General features: G+C 40.0%; 22 protein-coding genes and 1 pseudogene. 3 read left to right on the top strand and 20 right to left on the bottom strand.

Features of this window, described 5'->3' with window-relative positions:
- Positions 1-76: 76 nt before the first annotated feature.
- The 6 genes from KO530_RS06910 to KO530_RS06885 all read right to left on the bottom strand — a co-directional run bounded on the left by KO530_RS06910 (position 77) and on the right by KO530_RS06885 (position 4,624).
- Complete coding sequence (locus KO530_RS06910) at positions 77-676, bottom strand: pentapeptide repeat-containing protein (RefSeq protein WP_216047688.1); 600 nt, start codon at positions 674-676, stop codon at positions 77-79.
- Between the two features lie 80 nt (positions 677-756).
- Positions 757-1,164 (bottom strand): hypothetical protein, encoded by a 408-nt coding sequence (locus tag KO530_RS06905; RefSeq protein ID WP_216047687.1) that lies wholly within the window; start codon positions 1,162-1,164, stop codon positions 757-759.
- A gap of 176 nt (positions 1,165-1,340) precedes the next feature.
- Positions 1,341-2,051, bottom strand: coding sequence for a ZIP family metal transporter (locus KO530_RS06900; protein ID WP_289847875.1), 711 nt, complete (start codon positions 2,049-2,051; stop codon positions 1,341-1,343).
- A gap of 245 nt (positions 2,052-2,296) precedes the next feature.
- Positions 2,297-2,680 carry a VOC family protein gene (locus KO530_RS06895; RefSeq protein WP_216047905.1) on the bottom strand — a complete coding sequence of 128 codons (384 nt, stop codon included), beginning with the start codon at positions 2,678-2,680 and terminating at the stop codon, positions 2,297-2,299.
- 160 nt (positions 2,681-2,840) lie between these two features.
- On the bottom strand, positions 2,841-3,482 hold the full coding sequence (locus tag KO530_RS06890; protein ID WP_216047685.1) for an NAD(P)H-binding protein: 642 nt from the start codon (positions 3,480-3,482) through the stop codon (positions 2,841-2,843).
- Between the two features lie 200 nt (positions 3,483-3,682).
- Positions 3,683-4,624, bottom strand: a complete 942-nt coding sequence (locus KO530_RS06885) for an amidohydrolase family protein (protein ID WP_216047684.1) — start codon at positions 4,622-4,624, stop codon at positions 3,683-3,685.
- Between the two features lie 424 nt (positions 4,625-5,048).
- On the opposite strand from KO530_RS06885, the gene KO530_RS06880 reads away from it, so the two are divergent.
- The 3 genes and pseudogenes from KO530_RS06880 to KO530_RS21905 all read left to right on the top strand — a co-directional run.
- Complete coding sequence (locus KO530_RS06880; RefSeq protein ID WP_216047683.1) at positions 5,049-5,714, top strand: cupin domain-containing protein; 666 nt, start codon at positions 5,049-5,051, stop codon at positions 5,712-5,714.
- 289 nt (positions 5,715-6,003) lie between these two features.
- A complete protein-coding gene (locus KO530_RS06875) occupies positions 6,004-6,987 on the top strand; it encodes a GGDEF domain-containing protein (RefSeq protein WP_216047682.1) in 984 nt (327 codons plus the stop codon).
- Positions 6,988-7,056: 69 nt separating this feature from the next.
- Positions 7,057-7,143 (top strand): annotated as a pseudogene (locus KO530_RS21905) (sugar dehydrogenase); the annotation flags it as partial.
- 112 nt (positions 7,144-7,255) lie between these two features.
- Here KO530_RS21905 and KO530_RS06870 read toward each other — a convergent pair.
- From KO530_RS06870 to KO530_RS06805, 14 genes are all read right to left on the bottom strand, one after another.
- Positions 7,256-7,924 carry a sulfotransferase family protein gene (locus tag KO530_RS06870; RefSeq protein WP_216047681.1) on the bottom strand — a complete coding sequence of 223 codons (669 nt, stop codon included), beginning with the start codon at positions 7,922-7,924 and terminating at the stop codon, positions 7,256-7,258.
- A 378-nt stretch (positions 7,925-8,302) separates the two neighbouring features.
- Positions 8,303-8,737 (bottom strand): hypothetical protein, encoded by a 435-nt coding sequence (locus tag KO530_RS06865; protein WP_216047680.1) that lies wholly within the window; start codon positions 8,735-8,737, stop codon positions 8,303-8,305.
- Between the two features lie 291 nt (positions 8,738-9,028).
- Positions 9,029-9,523, bottom strand: coding sequence for an AAA family ATPase (locus KO530_RS06860; RefSeq protein WP_216047679.1), 495 nt, complete (start codon positions 9,521-9,523; stop codon positions 9,029-9,031).
- A 97-nt stretch (positions 9,524-9,620) separates the two neighbouring features.
- Entirely contained in the window at positions 9,621-10,214 is a 594-nt protein-coding gene (locus KO530_RS06855) for a YdeI/OmpD-associated family protein (RefSeq protein ID WP_216047678.1), read from the bottom strand.
- Between the two features lie 122 nt (positions 10,215-10,336).
- Positions 10,337-10,849, bottom strand: a complete 513-nt coding sequence (locus KO530_RS06850; RefSeq protein ID WP_216047677.1) for a hypothetical protein — start codon at positions 10,847-10,849, stop codon at positions 10,337-10,339.
- A gap of 157 nt (positions 10,850-11,006) precedes the next feature.
- Complete coding sequence (locus KO530_RS06845; protein WP_216047676.1) at positions 11,007-11,426, bottom strand: GFA family protein; 420 nt, start codon at positions 11,424-11,426, stop codon at positions 11,007-11,009.
- Positions 11,427-11,642: 216 nt separating this feature from the next.
- Positions 11,643-11,855 (bottom strand): cysteine-rich CWC family protein, encoded by a 213-nt coding sequence (locus tag KO530_RS06840; RefSeq protein WP_216047675.1) that lies wholly within the window; start codon positions 11,853-11,855, stop codon positions 11,643-11,645.
- 177 nt (positions 11,856-12,032) lie between these two features.
- The gene (locus KO530_RS06835) at positions 12,033-12,944 is read right to left on the bottom strand and encodes a DMT family transporter (RefSeq protein WP_252728960.1); all 912 of its coding nucleotides are present in this window, start codon (positions 12,942-12,944) and stop codon (positions 12,033-12,035) included.
- Positions 12,945-13,856: 912 nt separating this feature from the next.
- Complete coding sequence (locus tag KO530_RS06830) at positions 13,857-14,099, bottom strand: hypothetical protein (RefSeq protein WP_216047673.1); 243 nt, start codon at positions 14,097-14,099, stop codon at positions 13,857-13,859.
- Between the two features lie 90 nt (positions 14,100-14,189).
- Entirely contained in the window at positions 14,190-14,546 is a 357-nt protein-coding gene (locus tag KO530_RS06825) for a hypothetical protein (RefSeq protein WP_216047672.1), read from the bottom strand.
- Between the two features lie 75 nt (positions 14,547-14,621).
- Complete coding sequence (locus tag KO530_RS06820) at positions 14,622-15,020, bottom strand: DUF6228 family protein (protein WP_216047671.1); 399 nt, start codon at positions 15,018-15,020, stop codon at positions 14,622-14,624.
- Positions 15,021-15,104: 84 nt separating this feature from the next.
- The gene (locus KO530_RS06815; RefSeq protein ID WP_216047670.1) at positions 15,105-15,446 is read right to left on the bottom strand and encodes a DUF6694 family lipoprotein; all 342 of its coding nucleotides are present in this window, start codon (positions 15,444-15,446) and stop codon (positions 15,105-15,107) included.
- 275 nt (positions 15,447-15,721) lie between these two features.
- Positions 15,722-16,603 carry an alpha/beta fold hydrolase gene (locus KO530_RS06810; protein WP_216047669.1) on the bottom strand — a complete coding sequence of 294 codons (882 nt, stop codon included), beginning with the start codon at positions 16,601-16,603 and terminating at the stop codon, positions 15,722-15,724.
- A gap of 657 nt (positions 16,604-17,260) precedes the next feature.
- Positions 17,261-18,571 carry an aminotransferase class V-fold PLP-dependent enzyme gene (locus KO530_RS06805; protein ID WP_216047668.1) on the bottom strand — a complete coding sequence of 437 codons (1,311 nt, stop codon included), beginning with the start codon at positions 18,569-18,571 and terminating at the stop codon, positions 17,261-17,263.
- Positions 18,572-19,182 lie beyond the last annotated feature (611 nt).

Genomic DNA, 19,182 nt, shown 5'->3' with positions numbered 1-19,182 from the left:
AGCGCTCCTAATTTACGCCTAACTAAAGTGCAAATGTACAACAAAATCTAATGTAATCTATTTTGAAAACGTTTATTCAATCAACGAGTTGAATATCAAGGCTTTCAAGTAATCTAACCGCCTCAAAGCGACTAAATTTGGCGTTTTTGAGTTTGTTACGATAAATATCAATGTTGTAGTCAGTGGCTTCTGAAAAATCTACACCCGACAAGTTTGTATTATCAAAAAAGCTGCCTTGCAGTTCGGTATAGGTAAAGTTTGAATGACTAAGATCACCTTCTCGAAAGTCGACGTTAAGCGCCTTGCACTCCTGCAGCACTAAATCTTGTAAACAGAGTCCGTAAAACGAACTATCGTTAAGAATCGATTTGTAGAACTTAATTGGCGAGTTATATATTAACTCTGACCAAGCCGCTTTAGTCCAATCAATACCGATTAATTTTGAATCTCGAAAACAAACATCTGAAAATTGACTGTATTCAATTTTGCTATTACTTAAATTACAATCAGTAAACTCACAATCTGTAAAAACGCACCTAACAAAAGCCGTGTTGCTGAAGTTACAACGGTCAAAGGTACAGCCTTCAAACTCTTTCGAGCATATTTCTTCATCTGATAAATCTAAATCTTTAAATTTATCAGACCAATATTCATTTTTTTCTGCAAAATTTAACAACCCTTTGAGCTCCTTAATATGTAAGACTTGCCGTCTCATTTACCGTTAGTTGTCGCCACAACTAGGTTTGATTCCATGCTTTAAAAGACTTCAATTCCGTGACTACTCAACCAATATTCATCTAACTCCCAAGTGACGCGTTTAACGTCCTCTTGTTGCTTTATTAATTCGGCAACTTTCGACTGAGTAGCGGCTAGTATCTGTTGTGCTTCCACCATTTTTAAGGAGCTTTCGCTTTCATTGCGAAGCTCAGGAAACAGCTGTTTTAAAACGGTTACTGCTGATACTTTCCCCGAACGTGGACTAGATATGGTAGCTACCCCAGCATCAAAAGAGACGACACTAAAGGGATATGGATAATTATCAATTTCGCTATTGTCTGCCAACACATTATTTAATTGATACACCCGCAAATCAAAGAAAAAGAACCACCATAGAAAAATGATACCAACCACTATCAACAAACGCTTTTTAGTAACTTTGTTCATTATTATTCCTAATTTTCAAATTGAAGTACAAAGCAGGTGATTTACACCTCGAATTAAGCTAAATAGTTAATTCAGTGCTTTATACAGTCATAGAGCTACGAAAGGATATATACCTAGAAACCCAAAAAAGCCGGTACATATTTTGGGTGTCAAACTCCCCTCGTTGTCATATCCCATTACGGGGCCACCGCATATAAGATAGAAACACCTAATACAAAAAATACGAACCGAACACCCGTTTCCCGAAGTTCTTTGGCTCGTTTAACCTCAGGAATGAGATCTGCGCCTGCGATATAAAGAAAATTACCGGCCCCCAACGCCACAAGAAAAAACACATTCATACTCTGTCCCACACTATAAGCAATAACCCCACCAAGAGGGAAAGTTAGCGCGGATATAAAATTATAAATTAGTGCTTTTCGAGTTGAAAAACCGGCATGAACCATCGCTCCAAAGTCACCGATTTCCTGGGGAATTTCGTGTAATGCAGCGGCGACCCAAGCTGCGATACCAGCACGGATGTCCACAACAAAGATAGCACCAATTGCAAGCCCTCCAAGAAGATTGTGAACCCCGTCTGCGAACAACAACAAGGGCCCTAATGGCTGCACATGTTCAGAAGGTAAACGATGGCAATGGTGCCACTCAAGTAGTTGATCAAGGGCGAAGAAAGCGGTAAACCCAACTACCACCCAAAGCAATACTAAGCTCTGAGGTTGAGGGGCTTTCAGCGCATGAGGAAGCATATGAAAGAAAGCGCCCCCAAGCAAAGAACCAGCTGCAAAAGCAACAATTGGTTTCAGCAAAATCTTCAAAATTTTCTCGGGCAAAAGAATGAAAAGCCCACCAATGATGGCAATCAGACTCATTATAAATCCGAAAACCAAAATGATCAGTAGCGTAGAATCCAAGTTCCTTTCCCTCCCAATTATTGAAGCATGATTGATAGCTCAAAATAGGTAGCAACTTCTTCGCTAACACAATTAAAATTATTCAAATATTAGGCTAAGTCGCTAAAAGCTAACCTGTAAATGTTATTCCAGCCATAACTCAAGAAGAAGCCCGAACTAACTTGTGTTTACCTTATTTTCCTCATCATCTCGATAATGAAGCGTCTGTAGAGCCTAATTGCCTAGTCTAATGCCGGCACATGCTGATCTATAAGAATTTGATTTCCATCCGGATCTTCTAGCATAAAATAGGCTGGCCCAGATGTTGATTCGTCAGCTTCTGCAAGGAGTTTAATGCCCTTTGCTTTGATTGTTTTTTGTAGCGTACGAACATCGGTAAATTGCGCTAACTCTTTTCCATCATTATCCCAACCGGGATTAAAAGTCAGAATATTCTGTTCGAACATGCCCTGAAATAAACCGATGATTGTGCTTTCATTCTGAAGGACCAGCCAGTTTTGCGCTTGATCCCCACCACGCACTGTGAACCCTAGTTTTTCGTAAAACGCTCGGGATACCGATATATCTTTAACAGCAAGACTGACAGAAAAATTCCCCAATTGCATGGCAGGTTCAACCTTTGCTTCGGTTTTTTGGGGAGTCGCGACACAACCACTTAAAAACACGATCAGTAATAAAATAACTTTCATTATGCTCTCCAGATTTATGACGGATTACTCTTTCTTTAGAATGTGACTTGTTTGAGCGTTAGTTGCGTCTAAATAATCAACTAAAAAGCGCATCAAGTCGATATATCTGTTTAGCATTTCCTGAAGACAGACTAATTGAAAGCATTTTTTTAGCCACCTCATCACCAGAAATGGGACGATACCGTTTAAAGAATGGCAGCATGCATAAAGGGGGAAGAATCCAACTTGCCAAGGTTTCACCTAAACGAAAACTTTCTCGCTCGCCAATGAGCAGTGACGGTTGCAATATACTTACTCGTTTGAAAGGTAATAAACAAACAGCGTCTTCTAGTTCACCTTTCATCTTTAGATAAGGACTGATGCTTTTCCCGTTAGCACCACTAGATGAAACAAGAATATAGTGACTGACACCATTTTCAGCGGATATTTTTGCGGCTTGATACTGATATTCAAAATCAACTTTCCGTTGTTCCTGGACAGAACCGGCTTGCTTCGCGGTTGTACCAAGACATGAAAACAGAACATCACCGGTAAAAACATCAGCGTATTTTTCTAGCTCGTCAAAGTTGACGACTTGATTAACAATTTTGTTAGATTGATATTCAATGGGACGCCGCGTAACAGCAACAACCCGTTCAACGCGCTTATCTGCCGCTAATCGGTCAACCAAATTTTTGCCGACTAATCCTGTCGCCCCTATCACAATTGCAGTCTTCATTGCTTAACTTCCACTTTCTAGAATGTCAGTATTTCAACTTAATTATTGATTACTAAGTTTACACCCTAACTCTATCCTAAGTTGCATACTTAACGAGTGCAGCCTTTACCAAAGTAATAGGAATGACAGCTTTTATCGTTGATTTGAACCTTTGTTAGATAGTTCAGCAGCATCTCAGCCTAAGCGGTTTGTTCCAAGCCTTAGTGCTTTTTGTCGATAGACAAGAATCTAGCAGCGTTATCGTGAAGAATCGCGCGTTTCTGCTTTTCAGACAAAAAAGGAGCGGACTCAATCACCTCAATACTCCCCGAAATCGCGCCCCAATAATCAGAGCCAAAAACGATCCTGTCTTCATGGCCTGCTTGAACAAAAGTCTTGATGGCGCTATGAATTAGAGGAGTGGGAACCAAGGTCATTGGTGATGTCTCTACCATCACATTTGGGTACTTATCTAACAACACCAACGCTTGCTGAACAAAATCAGGGCGAAATACGTGATACAAAACTAAACGAAGTTGAGGGTGCCGAGCAAGAATTGGCTCGTAAAGTGCTGGAAACGCTAAGCTTTCATTAAAGTCCGCGCAACATCCGGCAACACGCCCTTCTGGAGGTGGTCCTGCATCGGCGTGCACCAGTACCATCAGATTATATTCAGCCGCAAGAGCATAATATGGCCACATGCGGGGATCATTCGGGGCAATGCCTGCATACACGTTATACAGCTCTCCAATTGCGCCGATTCTGCCCGCCTCAGCCTCTTGACGCAGCCAATCTAGATCCGGCCAATCGCCACCATTTTCAAAACAAGGGGATAGATTTGGATCTACCCCATCTGAACAAGGAAATGCCACACTGCCTATCAAACGAGTAGGGTCAGCACTACGAATTCGCTCAACGTCAGCAGGAGAACCGCCGATAACGGCTCGAACGATGGAATGAACATTCAAGGTATCGAGCAGGTAGCGCGTTTGAGCCGCATCGGCTGTCTCGTTTGTTGTAAGTGAATACCATCGCGATGCAGTACTGCTGGGAGCAGCGTGAAGATGAACGTCAATAACTGGCGATGCAGTGGTTTGTGCAACCGTACAGCTCCAAAGCAGTAAGGCACTTAAAAGTGAGAGAATGACTCTTAAATCAAACAAGTGGCTAGCGCCCTCCAAATTAAAGCCTTAACGACCAATCTAGCGTTTATCAATAACAGCATTAAATCCAATCAGTTCCGCCAGAAGTAAATTGTGACTAGTAGTAGCGGCAGAATCCGAGCTATTAATAGTGTAGTCGAAATTATTTCATCGAACATGAAAACCACGAAATAACTGGCGATTACCGGGGTTACTGAGATAGCCGTTATTGACGTTATCTGTGGACTTCAGTAACGCCGAAATCCACAGCGACAGCGCAAATCCATTAAAGCAAATCACACACATTCAACAAGAACTTGTATAATCTCGCCTTTAGCTGAGTTGTTTCAACCATTAGCCTGAGTTAGATAGTTGCTATTGAGGGTGTAGATAGCAATCTAAACATCGACAGAAAATAAACTGAGAGCCAAAGTAGGAAGTCAATATGACGACTCGTATTAACGCAGATTTTGAACAACGTATTGTGATTCGTCCGGAAGATTATCAATGGGTTGAATCGCCGATGCGAGGTGTCGAGCGTATGATGTTAGACCGAATTGGCGATGAGGTGGCTAGGGCCACCTCTATTGTAAGGTATTCTCCATTTAGTGAGTTTTCAGCACACACTCACTCTGGTGGAGAAGAGTTTTTTGTGCTCGACGGCGTTTTTGCAGATGAACATCAAGATTATCCCCAAGGCTCTTATGTGCGTAACCCGATAGGAACCTCACATACACCTAAAATTGGAAAAGAAGGCGCGGTTATCTTTGTCAAACTGCATCAATTTGAGCAAACCGATGACGCACAAAAGGTGATTCATACTCCTTACCAACCATGGCATCAAGGGCTTGTCGATGGACTGACTGTCATGCCTTTACATCAATTTGGAACTGAACAAGTTGCTTTAGTTAAGTGGGCACCGAATACCCAATTTAACAGTCATCAACATTGGGGAGGTGAAGAAATTTTCGTTTTAGACGGCACCTTCCATGACGAACATGGCAGCTATCCTAAAGGCTCTTGGATACGAAGTCCTCACTTCAGCCGCCATACTCCATTTACTAAACAAGACGGTGCATTAATTTATGTGAAAACGGGACATTTGGGATGAAGCTTTGCTAAATGCAAAAATGCGGCGAAAAATTAGTTGGATAGATCAATTAGCGAGGGTAAATATCTTAATGCCGAGGGTGTTGGTCGCTCTTTTCAGTCCGATTAAATTGTTCGAGATATTATAACTGATACTTTCCCAGCAAGAATTTTAACCCTTACCCCACTCACGATTTCTTTTAAAATCAAACTAGGTTGATTATATCCAAAATAACAAATATTAAAATTTTCATGCTTGTAAACCCAGCAAACTGATAGGCATAATCTGTGGTTTTACTGCGAGTAAGCTTATGATTAATCAGCTACAGCAAAAATATCAACTGTCATTATTGTTGTTACTGGCTACTGTAGCAATATTGGGGGTTTTTCCATTTGCGGTGATTCGTTATTTTGAAGGCAATGTTACCGCTGCAGTCATAGATATGGCTCTGGTACTGGGTATGATCGCCTTTGTTGCCTATGCGTTTTACTCTAAAAAAATCCGCATGGTAAGCGCGGTGTTAGCCGTATTTATTAATGCCGGTGTTGTAGCCATTGTGAGAGCAAATGGGATTGATAGCTTTTTATGGGTTTACCCTGTGTTCGCAAGTACGTTTATGCTGCTAAAACCTGTTGAAGCCTTTGGCGTTAATTTAGTTGCAGGCGCATCTATCGTGGCACTATCTGACATTTTAGCCACTGTTTCACTCGACTCTTATATTGTCACCATTTTGATGCTGTCACTAAGTACCTTTGTGTATGCCAGTCATAGTGCGAAACAATTTCGTTTACTCGAAACCCTGAATACGGTTGATGCGCTAACCGGTGCATTTAATCGCAGAGCCATGAGCACAGATATAAAAGCAGCCATTTCAAATTCAGAGCGCACTGGTGCCAAGCCATTATTGGTGATCCTAGATTTAGATTACTTCAAGACGGTGAACGATAAATACGGTCATGCAGTTGGCGACGAAGTTTTAAAAAGTTTTGTTGCTATTACCAGAACCCACATTCGTCAATATGATCGGCTTTATCGGTTCGGCGGAGAAGAGTTTGTGTTACTAATTTCACAAATAAATGATCAACATCATACTTTTATTAACAACCTCAGACAGGCAATTAAGAATGCGTTAAAAACCCCAGATGGCAAAGAAATAACAGTGTCCTTTGGTGTCGCGTCTTGGCTACCTGATTCCACGGAAGACACTTGGTTGCAGCGCGCAGATGAAGCCCTTTATATAGCTAAAAGTGAAGGTCGTGATCGCGCAGTGTTCAGCGACGAATGCAGTGGATAACGGCGAATTCACAATAGATAAGCAGTAAAGCAACTTGATGTATGTTTGCACTAAACAATCGCCAAAACAGTTAACTTTTTACTAAGTGATGAAACCAGTTGGGTTACTGGTGCAATTTGGGATGTTGATGGCGGAGTGATAGCAGGGCAAAACTAAGATAATCAGGTAACCAATCAAACATTGGTTACCTGTATTTACTAAAAGTAACATAACAGCCTATTACTGTTTTTAGCAGATTAAGTAGGTGGAATTGTTTGTCACTTCAAGATCAATCTTTATGCACTGCATGGCCGGCCGCAACCATTGCCTCTTCATCCCCAGTGCTGGCAAGCAAATTTTCTAATACCTGTTTAGTCTCATCTCGACTGTTTATACGAGGAAACTCAGTGTCTGGTACTGGAATATCGAGGAAATTACAAAGTGGTTCCCAGCCTTCACTTACCTTGTATACAAGCAACCGTTCTGGAGCAATATAGTCAATAATTTCAGCTGTGCGATTATTGAAAAAATCGATCATGTATTTTCTATCATCCATGCGGTTTTCCATGATATCCCAAACCGTTTTTTGTACCATTTCCCCAAACGGACTATTTTTAATGAAACCGGCAAAGGCACTAGAATGAATAGTCTCACTGGTAGATTCAAACCATTTGTCTGCGTCACGAACGGTCAAGATAACTTTCCCTTGAGGGTAATAGTCAGCAAGTTCTTTCCAATAATTACATCCCGGATTATCAACGGTTGCAGTATATCCATTGAAAATTTTGTCCCAGTCGGCATTTCCTTCAGCCGCATTGATCCAATCTGTTGCAGTTTTAGGATTCTTTAGTACTTCAGTCATATGGTAGCACTGCCCAAGACCCAAGGTTTCAAGTGCCACTTTTAACGACGCAGTACCAGTTCTGCCCATACCAGCACCAATTATTTTTATTGTCATATTTCAACTTTCCTTATTCACGTATTTACATCCGTATTTGCTTCACAATCCAGTAGGCTAAAACTAGCGCCCAATGCAGCAAAGCTAAGGGCTGATGTTCGCAGCACTTATTTGACAATCGGCCACTTGACCTCATTATCACGATTTTTCAGCTATAACTGGCAGCACAATAGCACTGTACAAAAATCAACCGACAGACTAAGCCAAACTGGCAGAAAAGTGCAACTATTGTTAAATATCTGTTTGAACAGCTGTTGATGAACTCATCTGATATGAATGTATATAAGCGAAGTAAATTTGAAAAAGCGGCACGCTAATAACAAAGCGAAAAAGTATTCGTTAATTCACTGAATTGCAGAATCGGCACAAAACTACGCACTACCGCCACAATCGCTTTGTACCCAGCAAATAATAAACACCATAGACACAGCAAACGCTTGAACTAACTAACCAAAAAGCGATTGAGTTTTGATGAACCACTGGATCTGATGTCACAAAAGGCAGTAGCAAACCAGCAATACCACGAATCAAATATACAGCAGTGATTAACACTAAGGATGTTTTTAAAAGCGGTAATTTAAAGACTAAACCAGCGCCAGAGAAAGCGTAAAGCCCCCAAACGAAAAGAATGGAAGCAATAACTAAGGTAGCAATTGTGGGATACGTGTCTCCCGCAGCTGCCATTTGGGCCATTCTTTCACCTGCACCAAAAAAACGATACCAATCAGGCCCGCCAAAGATACAAGCAAGATGCAACAGCGCTGCGAAAAAGCTTAAGCAGCCTGCAATAATGAGTAAGTTATTTCTTTGCATTTGAAATCCTTTTTGCATATGCCTCGAAGCTAAACAGTTTAAGTTTAGGTATGGATAGTTAAAACATGTACTAAAACACAACTCAGCCACCGTGGCATAAGTAATTACCGGTTGAGAATCTACGGTTCTAACTTCTGGCAATGCAATATTAATAGATAGCGAGACGCTCTCTTCTGTGCCAAAGGAAATATCCTCATGAAGCACTTTTAGCAAGGCGAGTTATTATCATAGTACTGTCATAATCAAAATGAAAACCATGATTAAATCTTATTAAAGGCAATGTGTTAGCTGTTACTTTTCGCGGCGTTGGTCGTTCGACACATACATTGTTTTTTTCCCTTGGAAGTCTGTAAATAACTTTTCATGGGCCGCTTTCGAAAAGCTATCTGTACGAACAGTATATTGCGAAATCCAATTGATTAGCATTTCTAAATTCTTATCTTGCGCTTCTTTGGACTCATATTTATGCGGCTCCCATGGACGGTTTTTTGCATTTTCGATGCAAGCAGAGACGGGTAAATTGAGAAAAATCACTTCATCCGCTTGTTGAGTTACCAGTGCTAGCAAATCCGAATAACAACCTTCAATAACCCAACCACTATTCGCAACTAAAAATTCATTTATCAATTTACTGGATTCTAAAATAGGCTGTCGCTCTGGTGGCATAATAGGTTTCCACGCCACGGTATCAAGATCTAAATGGGCTAAATGATTACTCAACGCTAATTGTTTTGCTAAAGTTGACTTACCAGAGCCTGAATTACCAAAGATTACGAATTTACTCAAAGCTTTTCCCTTAGTGTATAAAGCCATGTTAAACGGCTAATTATAGTTGCTTAAAATCATCGGCGAAGCGAACGCAGTTATTTGTTTTGTGTCTGTTTCAGCTGCCCAATGCAACTAAAAGAGGCTTTTCCTTCTGGGCAAGCATCGTCATGTATTTGTGAAATCGTCTTTGTCTAGTTTCGGCTTTCTTCGCACTTGTTAGGCCATAGGCGATAACATAACGATTTGATTTATTAAGGGTTTCAAAAAACGCTTTGGCGATAGGCTGATGTTCTAGTGCAGCTATAAAATCTTCCGGCACTTCCATTTCACTTGCCACATACGCATTCTCCCAACGCCCATCAGCTTTGGCAGCACGAACATGGACCAGCCCAGGTTCCATCATTCGACCTTCGTTTATCAGTCGTTCAACATGCTCAGTGTTCCTTTTAGACCAATTGCTTCGAGGGGTTCTGGGCGTGATTCGCTGAAGGTAAGATTGCCCATCAATTGATTTTTTGACACCGTCAATCCAACCCCAACATAAAATTTCCATGACCACATCGTTCCAAGTAACACTCTGAATTCCGCTGTTTTTCTTGAATATATTTACCCACAACTCACTTTCAGTTGCATGCTTCAAGTGTAGCCACTGGCGGAGTTCTTGCGGGCTAGCAAATGACATGATTTTCAATGCGTCTGGTTCAGCCATTTAAGTAAATTCTGTTGAGCATAATACTGGGTTTATCGATACAAACTTATTGCCTAAACGTGACCACGAATCAGGCCCAATGCGCCATTTTCCGTTTGGCTGCACTTGATTGATTTGGTATATCACAATTGATAGGTCACTCTCATTTCATTCAATTTAAAGGACGACTCAATGCCATTAAAATTTGTTCCACTAAAACTTAATTTAATAGTGACATCATCCGTACCCGTTATAACGTTGTAACCTGGGTTTCCTAACGAAATATTCAAAGCTTTCTCAACTTGTTTGAAAGGTTGTTCGATAAATATTTCATTATTTATGGTCAGCTCTGAAGCGTTAAATTTATTATTTATAATCACTGGCATGTCGTAGTAATGATGGGAGAATATCTGCCCAATCACAATTTCCCGCAATTGATTTCGAGAAATCAAAAGTCCAATGTTTTTACCGTAGAACAAAAATTCCCTATGTTTATTTATTCTAAAAGAACCATTGGGCTCCCCTAAAACTTCAATGACCTTATCTTTAGACGAAAGCCATTTTGCACCTAAGAATCCTTTATCGATATCAATGTTTAACTCTGTTGCGCTGGAAAATAAAGCCACAAATAAAAGTAAAAAAAATGAAGTTTTCACTAAAGTCTCCCAGATATAAAACGCGATCTATTAGCATGCAAAGCTATAGTTACGCAAAAAGCACATCGAAGCAAAGCAAGCTTTTGCTAAAACTTACGCAGAGTTTCCTAAACTTGCTTAACATGGTGAGGTAACAGCTACGCAAATTGTTATGTCTTTAATTGTCAGATTGCCCCGGCAATTTTTCGAAGCTCGTAACATTACTCAAATTTGTTACCCAATTTGCGCAACTACCCACAAATATTTTAGCGGTAGGAAAAATTGCAACAGGGCCATCAAGACTACCTGCAGGAACGACTATGCTATCAATTTCTTGACTAATCGTTGGGACCGCCGAACCACAAATTTTACAGAAACTCTTCTGATGTAATGTATTTGGGTGTTGATAACTGACAACTTCGTTTTCACCTTGTAGCCAAGTTAGCGTGCTGGATTTAGCAAACAGGTTGGCTGCATGAGCAGAACCTGTATCCTTCTGACAGCGGCTGCAATAACATAAAAAGAACGACTGGAATTCACCGCTAAGCTCATACTTTACGCTACCGCAAAGACAAGAGCCGTTATGTTTGTTGCTCATCAATACCTCCTTATTTTCGATAACACAGTACTCAGTAATAAAAAGCAGCTGTTAGCATGCCTTACAAAGCTTAATTTACTTTAGACTTTCTGGATGAGTGCTGCCAGCAAGTTTTCTCTGCAAACACGATATGGCTCTTTATTACTTTCACTTTGTTAACAACAGTTAATTCGTCGCTTTTCAACATTCGGAGATTTCAAAATACAACTTGTCTTGCTAGTGCTCGTCTTTATGCTTAAGTGCACAGGCTTTGCAGATACAGGCTTTATTTATAGCAGCATCTACCAGCTGGGTGAATAGCTTTTCTGGAAAGCGAATATCCTCCTCCATGCACCAACAGGGCTTATTGCTATTTGATAAATTAGCGCAATAATTCGGTTTATTACATAACGGGCAATTTTCAGGGCTTACATATTGATCTTTAGTCATAATCAGCCCAAGAATATGCGTCCCAACGCGCGAAAGAAATCAACAGAATGTCCTTGTTATGCATCATATTATTTGTCGTTAGCCCATGAGTTTAAATCATCTGGAATACTATAACGTTATCCAATATTGAAATTATCTTTACTACTGCGCATCGCGAATAGCGGTTGCACACTAGGGTTAATTGCTTTCGTGGATAGCGTGTGTGCGACGCTTACCTCGCCAGATAATAAAAAGACCGGACATAACAATTAATATAGAGCCGAGCAGTATCGCAGGTGTCAGTACTTCACCAAACAGCAAAATGCCCATGGCTATACCAAACAGAAGTCGGACGTACCTAAAAGGGGTCACAGCGGATACTTCCCCTGTTTTCATGGCTTTCATCAAACAAGAATAAGCTAGCGCACCGACCACGATGCAGCCCACAAGAGCCAGTGATGCTTCGCTTTGAGGAACAACAAAAGGTGCATCGGCCCAAACGGAGTATAGCAACCCAGACACGGCTACCGACAAGAATCCATAGAGACCAAGCAGTGATGTTCCAATAGTCACAGGGGCAGCCCTACTAGCGAGATCACGACCAGCAAAACCGATCATTCCGATTATCGCAAGCAAAGATAACTCAGAGAATCCATCAGTACCGGGTTGAACGATTATTATCACCCCTAGAAGCCCCATAATAATGGCTAACCAACGGTGCCACCCCACTTTTTCACCAAAGATCATTGCAGCACCGGCAACCACAACAAGAGGTGTTGCTTGTAAGATTACCGTAGCCGTAGATAGTGGAATTAAAACGATGGCAAGTACGTAAAAAATACGTCCGGTTATCTCGAAGCCTACGCGTATTAACATTGAGCGCGATAAAACGTCTGGGATAAAAAGAGGCTCACGTTTAACGTATAGCATCCCCATATAAATCAACATGCCACCCAGACCGAACAGGATAAGCACCTCGCCAATTGGAAGCGTTTTGGTCGCCACTTTAACAAATGCGTCCTCAATAGCGAATGCGCCCATAGCCGCAACCATCCAAAGACTACCGATCAGGTTTTGCCGATTTATTTCGGTATATATAGTGCTCTCCAAGACCGCTTGTCTCCAAAGTAATTCGTTGTTAAAAGGCTTAAATTTCAATTCGTTTGCGAAAAAGTATAATTTTCTATGAAGATCGCTCTCAAATTGGCCGACTGACATAGCTCGGCCTTAGAAATTGATACTGATAGTTAGTGTGTCTGCGCTGACGTCAATTTATGCAGGACTGCTAAAGACTTGTCACAAAATCACTAAGTGTAGACTAATACATGCTAGCTATAAGACTGAACGAAGTGACGGGTGCAAGCCGATGCAATTGTTAGATGACCTATTTATCCAACCAACACAACTCATATACAAGTATTCCATTACTGATGAATTTAAGTTTATGCACTTTACTATAATCGTCCTTAGGTTGAGGTTCTACACCTATTTGTAACGTAACTGTACTTTTGGAGATTATTTCATCATTCATTATAACTATCGCTTTAGATAATGAATAAAGTCTCCTGGAAAGCATAATAAATCACCCCATAAAGGTTTATCGCTATCTGGAGTTCCTTGTCGTCAAGTTCTGCCAAATCTTTTTGTAAAAACCCTATGTTTGTTAATGGCGAACCGACACCTCGCAATTGGGTTTTAAAATAAACGTTTCGTCGATGTATGGAATGTGGAGATTAGGATTTTTAGTCGCAATTTCAATTACATATGAAACAGAAACAATAATTTGGGTACTTTCATGAAGCATAGATACCGCAGGATGAGATACATCCAAAGCTTGCTTGACGTTTTGACTTTAATAATTGGATAAATTGGATAAGTATCGACGGTACAAGGGTAGTATTCACTATACTCGTCAAGAGTAAAAATAATATAGAGATAAGAAACGTTGTTTTCAAAATCATCTCAAGATTTAATAAATTGCCGAAACAAATAGTAGAAGCAAAAAGAGTAATGTCTTTTGGTTTAAAAATTATAAACTAAGCAAAAAATCAGAAAAAATAGAGTAAAGAAAATAAAACCTTTTTTATAACCGCGATTTCTTACTTTTATCCAAAACTCTTTTTGTGCTTTTTGCTCAGCATGACTTAACAAATGTTCACAGTGAGGACACCTATTCCCAAGATACATAATTAACTGACATTTTGGACATTTTGCAGAAGGTGAAAACTCTGCCATTCCCATGATGGTTGGTTTCTCAGACTTCATTATATCTTTGCCACATAGGGCCCCACAATTTTAAGATAAGCTTGCTGGCAGTATTTATTGGAAATAGGCTGCATGCCGCCAATATTAGGCCTAGGGAACAAGTTTATTGATTTTGCCTTTATGCCCAAAATAAATACCACCTAATCCACCTGCATAAATTAAAAATTGCTCTATACCTAAAACAGCAAAATAGTACCAACCTTGCTCATCAAGTAAGGCATTGCGCATTTGTATATCTTGCCACAAGGATATAAGACCTATCGAGTACAAAGCACCAACAAAAATGAATATTGCACTCAGCCACCATCGAATAAAACTAACTGCAATAGCGACTATAAAAATTCCAACGCCAGTGAAAAGTATCTCTATAAGACTTGGCATTTTATCCGAAACTTCGGCAAATGCAGGAAATGGTAGAATTGTTGCTAATGGAAAAAGATATTTCATGCTACCCCTAACCCTCACAATGACGGGTAAAACCGCATGCGTTTCCCGCTGATAAGCAAAGCATATTTGATACTTTTATTGAGTCGGAACATGATTGAAAAAACGATCAGCTTGGGTCGCTAAATGTGGCAATTGTCCGAAATCAACTAAGATACTTGACCTTAATTGCCACTCTTCTGGATGTCCAAGCATACCTTTTAGCTGGAAAGAAAAACAAACCTCTCCAACAGATGAGCAAATTGCAGAGAGACTAAACTGACTTTCTATGGACTCCCATTTACGAGCTGATTTCCATGGTTTGTTAAATGCAGCCAACTCATTTAAAAAATTTAGCAGCCCCTTTTCATCTGTATATGTGCAAACGCGAACGGATGCACAAGCAACTCCAGATGAATGGACGATAAAATAATCATGCTCAGGATGAGTGAACCTGAGCGAGTTAGCTGAAACTGATGAATCTATCGAAAATTCCATTTTCCCTTGAGCACCTAATGTTTTAAAACACAAAAAGATTGGTATCTAAGCGGCGGAGGCAACCAATGTTTTGCCTTATTATAGTTATTTTGAAAACAAACTAACTTTTGTTGGTGAGGATTTTGCCAACTCTAATACTTCGTTGTAATTTAACCCGTCAATTTTTTTACCAATAATGAAATAGTTGATTTCGTTAGTCATTGTAGGGTCTCCCTCTATGTCATAAAAACTTTTGACATCTGAAAACTGTATCGCCATCAAAGCCATTAGAAACTCAACTTCCTCTGCACGTTTTAGACGTTTGCTTACGTACAAAATTCCCTGCTTCGTTGATTCAATTGTTGAGCCATCAAATACATAATCTCTTTTTATGCTTGCGCAGCCGCTAACAATAATAATGAGTACAGCACAAAAAATATGTTTCATCGAATCTCCTTATAAATATTGTAACTTCCCTTGAGCCTACTTTTTTAGGTGTTGATATCTAATTTACTTGGTTGCGCTATATGCCTACACCCGATGGTTTATCAATAACACCTAAAAAGAGCGCTGTGAGAATAAACATAACATACTTTTTATCGGTCTCGAAATGCACAGAAAACTTGTTGATTTGAGCACGAGCGCCTCGTAAGTGAAGTGATTTACAATTCAAAACAACACACTAAGGACTTAACTTAGTGTGTTGGTGTTGCGGGTTAAAATCATAAATTCGATTTAAGAAACAACTCAATTTGACTGAGCATCCACTCAGGTTCGTCAGCCATCACGAAGTGCTTAGCGGTTGGGGCATAGGCCATGTGCTTAAATTCTTCCGGAATATTAGCCAGTTGCGTGACGTAATTGTTTTTTGTAGCTGCATAACTTACATAAGGCGCTGCTTGTGCCGGTGCGCCAATTGTAAGCACGGGGCGCTCAATTTCATTGAGCTTATCTCTGAGATCTAATTGCATCAATTCACCGAATGCCCGTCCCGATGTCATTGGGTCTGAAGTCATCATCTCATTTAGCATTTGTGAGTGCCAAGCTTCATTATTCGCCATCGATTTGACCATGATTTTAGGATCAAATGAACGTGGTGTTTCGCCACTTGGTGCTTGCTGATTAGCAAATAAAGCCCCAAGTGCTGGTAGTCCATCAACATTCACAATTGCTGATATTTGAGGATGTTTTTCTGTTGCCAACCACAAAGCTAAAGTTCCGCCAAGAGAGTGACCGACAATCACAACGTCTTCTAATTTATTTGTGCGGATATAGTCTAAAATCGCATTCTTTTGAAATTCAAGATAGTTAGCGCCAACGGTTTCTGGTACGGCGGCTTTTACCCCGGCAAATCCAGCTAAAGTAAGGGCATGAAGTTGATAACGATCAGAAAAGTGCTCAATGGTATCTGTCCATACAGCAGCGGAAGAAGAGACCCCAGGAATCAAAATGATAGGCTTACCCGCTCCGGATACCACTGCATTAAATGCTTCATATTGATGAGTAATTTTAACTGACGGTTTGCTGCTTTGTGCGCTGACATAGCCTGAACTAACTGAGCTAATTAAACATAGTGATAAAGCCAAAATTTTCGATATTTTCATTGTTGTTCCCCAAATTTGTTTGAGGTTTAACTTTATCCCTATCGCAAAAATTAGGTCAGTGTGTTTTGTCATTCATTAACGATGACAAATGTCACTAATTTTTGAGACACCCATTCTTTTACCATGACACCCATCATTTTCTTACTGAGACACCCATAGTAATAAGCCCTCATTCTTTGGTTTATTCAGAACGGTAGAATAATGTGAATGTTGCTAATTTGGGGTTTGAATTTAATATTTTCTTACTATGACACCCATAGTAATAAGCCCTCATTCTCTGGTTTATTCAGAACGGTAGAATCATGTGAATATTGTTAATTTGGGTTTTGAATTTAAAATTTTCGGAGGTTTTTGAATTGCTATGTCTTTATTAAGATATATATCAGATTTAACGCATATTATTGGCAGCAAGAACTGCCCACCTTGCAGGACTATTTGGATAGTACTTATTAAGACACCCATTATTACCAAAATAAAAAACAATATGTACACTTTGAAAATAAAGCGCCTTCAGAGGTGATATAGAGGTAAAGCACTTTGTTAATTTTTATATAAATCTACTGCGTAATAAAAATTACTAAAGATGGGTGTCTTCTTTATTTTTTCTTTCTAAAGATGGGTGTCTTCTTTATTTTCTTTATTTTTAAAAGAAGTTTTTCATCCCATAGCACTAATTTCAGCTAAAGCTGTTTCAATTTCTTGTTCATTATTAAGTAATGAAGGTGCAAATCGGGCGTAGCTTTTTCGATAAGGAGTACTACTCATGATTATGCCTTTTTTATGCATTCTTTTTACTACTGTTTCAGGATCTATTCCATCTACGTCAAAGCAGACTAAACCCGATGAAAGCGCGCTACTCTCAGGTGTATATAAGGTAACATGAGGCATTTTTGCTAGTCCGACTTTGGTTTGCTGGTTTAATTGATGGATGCGGTTTTGTACATTTTCTTTGCCTAATTGCAAATGCAATTTAAAGGCCTCGGGTAACGCCCAGCGGTGCTCAAACGAGTGGAAACCACCCGGTGACATGTGTTCGCCCACTGGCACATTTCCTGGTTTCACCAATCCCATCCAAACATCGTACGATGCACTAAAGCTAGGAATAACCGCTTCAGCCTGATCCCAAGCTTTATCGTTACCCCAAATAACACCAGTTCCTCTAGGACCAAAAATCCATTTATGCGTACCAGCAATGAAAAAATCACAGCCAAGTTCGCTCACATCTTGATTTTCAACCCCAAATCCATGAACTCCGTCCACACAAAATAAGATTTGTTGAGCTGACTTACGCGTTTTATTAATTCGAGCAATCTCATCGGCCATTTCTCGTATAGGGAGTTTAACGCCGGTCGACGAATGAACCCATGTGGCGGCAAAAACTCGGGTGTTAACATTTATTGCTTCTTTTAAGCGGGCAACAACTTCCTTAACATTCACTTTTGCTGGATTATCATAAAGAGCAATACGCTGGATTTTAATACCGCTTCGATTCGCCCTATGAACCAATGACATATCCGTTGAATAATGATCATGAACTGTTTGCAAAATTTCTTCACCGGCTTGTAACTTTAATCCACTGTAAACCATGGCAAGCCCCATAGTGGTACTGTCGGTTAGGGCGATATTCTCCCCTTTACCGCCCATATATTGAGCCGCACTATTTGAAATTTCACTATCGATAGTTAGGAAGTTTTCGTGCCAGTAATCAGAAGGGTTTTCATCAAAAGATCGTCGATGTTTTTCGATAGCATCAGCTACAGGCTTTGGGTGCGAAGCCAACAAAAAAGTCGATAACTGTATGTAGTCGTGAGTCAGTGGAAACAATTTTCGCAATGCACGCCAATCACCGGTTCGAACTGTTGAAACCCCCATATCAGTGCTTGAAGAATGTGCTAGCACAGCTCCAGGGGCCAACATACTCGCTCCAATCCCAAAACCTAAACTATTCAAAAATTCCCGTCGTTGCATCTCTATCTCCTTTTTAATTTAGATAATATTTTCGATCCTGAATTTAAATAAACGAAAGCAACTAGTTGGGTTAAGTGCAATGACAACTAATATCGTTAAAAATCTCATATTAAGGGAAATTAAGTATAGTCCATTTTTGACATAGCGACTTTAATGGGTAACACAGTGAAAACACGTGCATTAAACCTTTGCTAATGTGCAAGAGTGACGTATTACTTTATCGATTTATTGGCAGTTTGAAGCATCAAAATTGCGTCAATGCCCCAACCTCAAGTAACTATTAAGAAGTGTCTATTAAGACACCCAAAACAAAGAGTGTCTATTAAGACACCCAAAACAAAGTGCCTAATGCCGATTAAGACATCCAAATTATTAAGTCCCTTTAATTCAAACCAATTCAGAGCGAAAAAGTGATGTGAATATGGCGCTTTTGGGGCTTTGATAAGAAAGTGGGGGGAAGTTTGGAATTGTTGTGGCTTTATGTAGCTATATCTCTGATTTAATTCATATTACAGACAGCAAGAATCGTCCATCGGGTATGAGGATTAAAACAAATTTGGCTGCTAAATTGTTTAGGCTTGTTGTAATAATGCTTTGGCCTTTGTTATCCC

Origin of the sequence: Aliiglaciecola lipolytica (genome assembly GCF_018860635.1) — a bacterium.
In the GTDB taxonomy this organism is placed as follows: Bacteria; Pseudomonadota; Gammaproteobacteria; order Enterobacterales; family Alteromonadaceae; genus Aliiglaciecola; species Aliiglaciecola lipolytica_A.
The sequence above is the reverse complement of the archived record's forward strand: the minus strand, read 5'-3'. Positions and strand labels throughout refer to the sequence as shown.

Coding starts and splice junctions, on each gene's coding strand:
- KO530_RS06905 (WP_216047687.1), bottom strand. CDS start 1,164: ATGAACAAAGTTACTAAAAAGCGTTTGTTGATAGTGGTTGGTATCATT.
- KO530_RS06895 (WP_216047905.1), bottom strand. CDS start 2,680: ATGCAATTGGGGAATTTTTCTGTCAGTCTTGCTGTTAAAGATATATCG.
- KO530_RS06890 (WP_216047685.1), bottom strand. CDS start 3,482: ATGAAGACTGCAATTGTGATAGGGGCGACAGGATTAGTCGGCAAAAAT.
- KO530_RS06880 (WP_216047683.1), top strand. CDS start 5,049: ATGACGACTCGTATTAACGCAGATTTTGAACAACGTATTGTGATTCGT.
- KO530_RS06875 (WP_216047682.1), top strand. CDS start 6,004: ATGATTAATCAGCTACAGCAAAAATATCAACTGTCATTATTGTTGTTA.
- KO530_RS06870 (WP_216047681.1), bottom strand. CDS start 7,924: ATGACAATAAAAATAATTGGTGCTGGTATGGGCAGAACTGGTACTGCG.
- KO530_RS06865 (WP_216047680.1), bottom strand. CDS start 8,737: ATGCAAAGAAATAACTTACTCATTATTGCAGGCTGCTTAAGCTTTTTC.
- KO530_RS06855 (WP_216047678.1), bottom strand. CDS start 10,214: ATGGCTGAACCAGACGCATTGAAAATCATGTCATTTGCTAGCCCGCAA.
- KO530_RS06845 (WP_216047676.1), bottom strand. CDS start 11,426: ATGAGCAACAAACATAACGGCTCTTGTCTTTGCGGTAGCGTAAAGTAT.
- KO530_RS06840 (WP_216047675.1), bottom strand. CDS start 11,855: ATGACTAAAGATCAATATGTAAGCCCTGAAAATTGCCCGTTATGTAAT.
- KO530_RS06830 (WP_216047673.1), bottom strand. CDS start 14,099: ATGAAGTCTGAGAAACCAACCATCATGGGAATGGCAGAGTTTTCACCT.
- KO530_RS06825 (WP_216047672.1), bottom strand. CDS start 14,546: ATGAAATATCTTTTTCCATTAGCAACAATTCTACCATTTCCTGCATTT.
- KO530_RS06820 (WP_216047671.1), bottom strand. CDS start 15,020: ATGGAATTTTCGATAGATTCATCAGTTTCAGCTAACTCGCTCAGGTTC.
- KO530_RS06815 (WP_216047670.1), bottom strand. CDS start 15,446: ATGAAACATATTTTTTGTGCTGTACTCATTATTATTGTTAGCGGCTGC.
- KO530_RS06810 (WP_216047669.1), bottom strand. CDS start 16,603: ATGAAAATATCGAAAATTTTGGCTTTATCACTATGTTTAATTAGCTCA.
- KO530_RS06805 (WP_216047668.1), bottom strand. CDS start 18,571: ATGCAACGACGGGAATTTTTGAATAGTTTAGGTTTTGGGATTGGAGCG.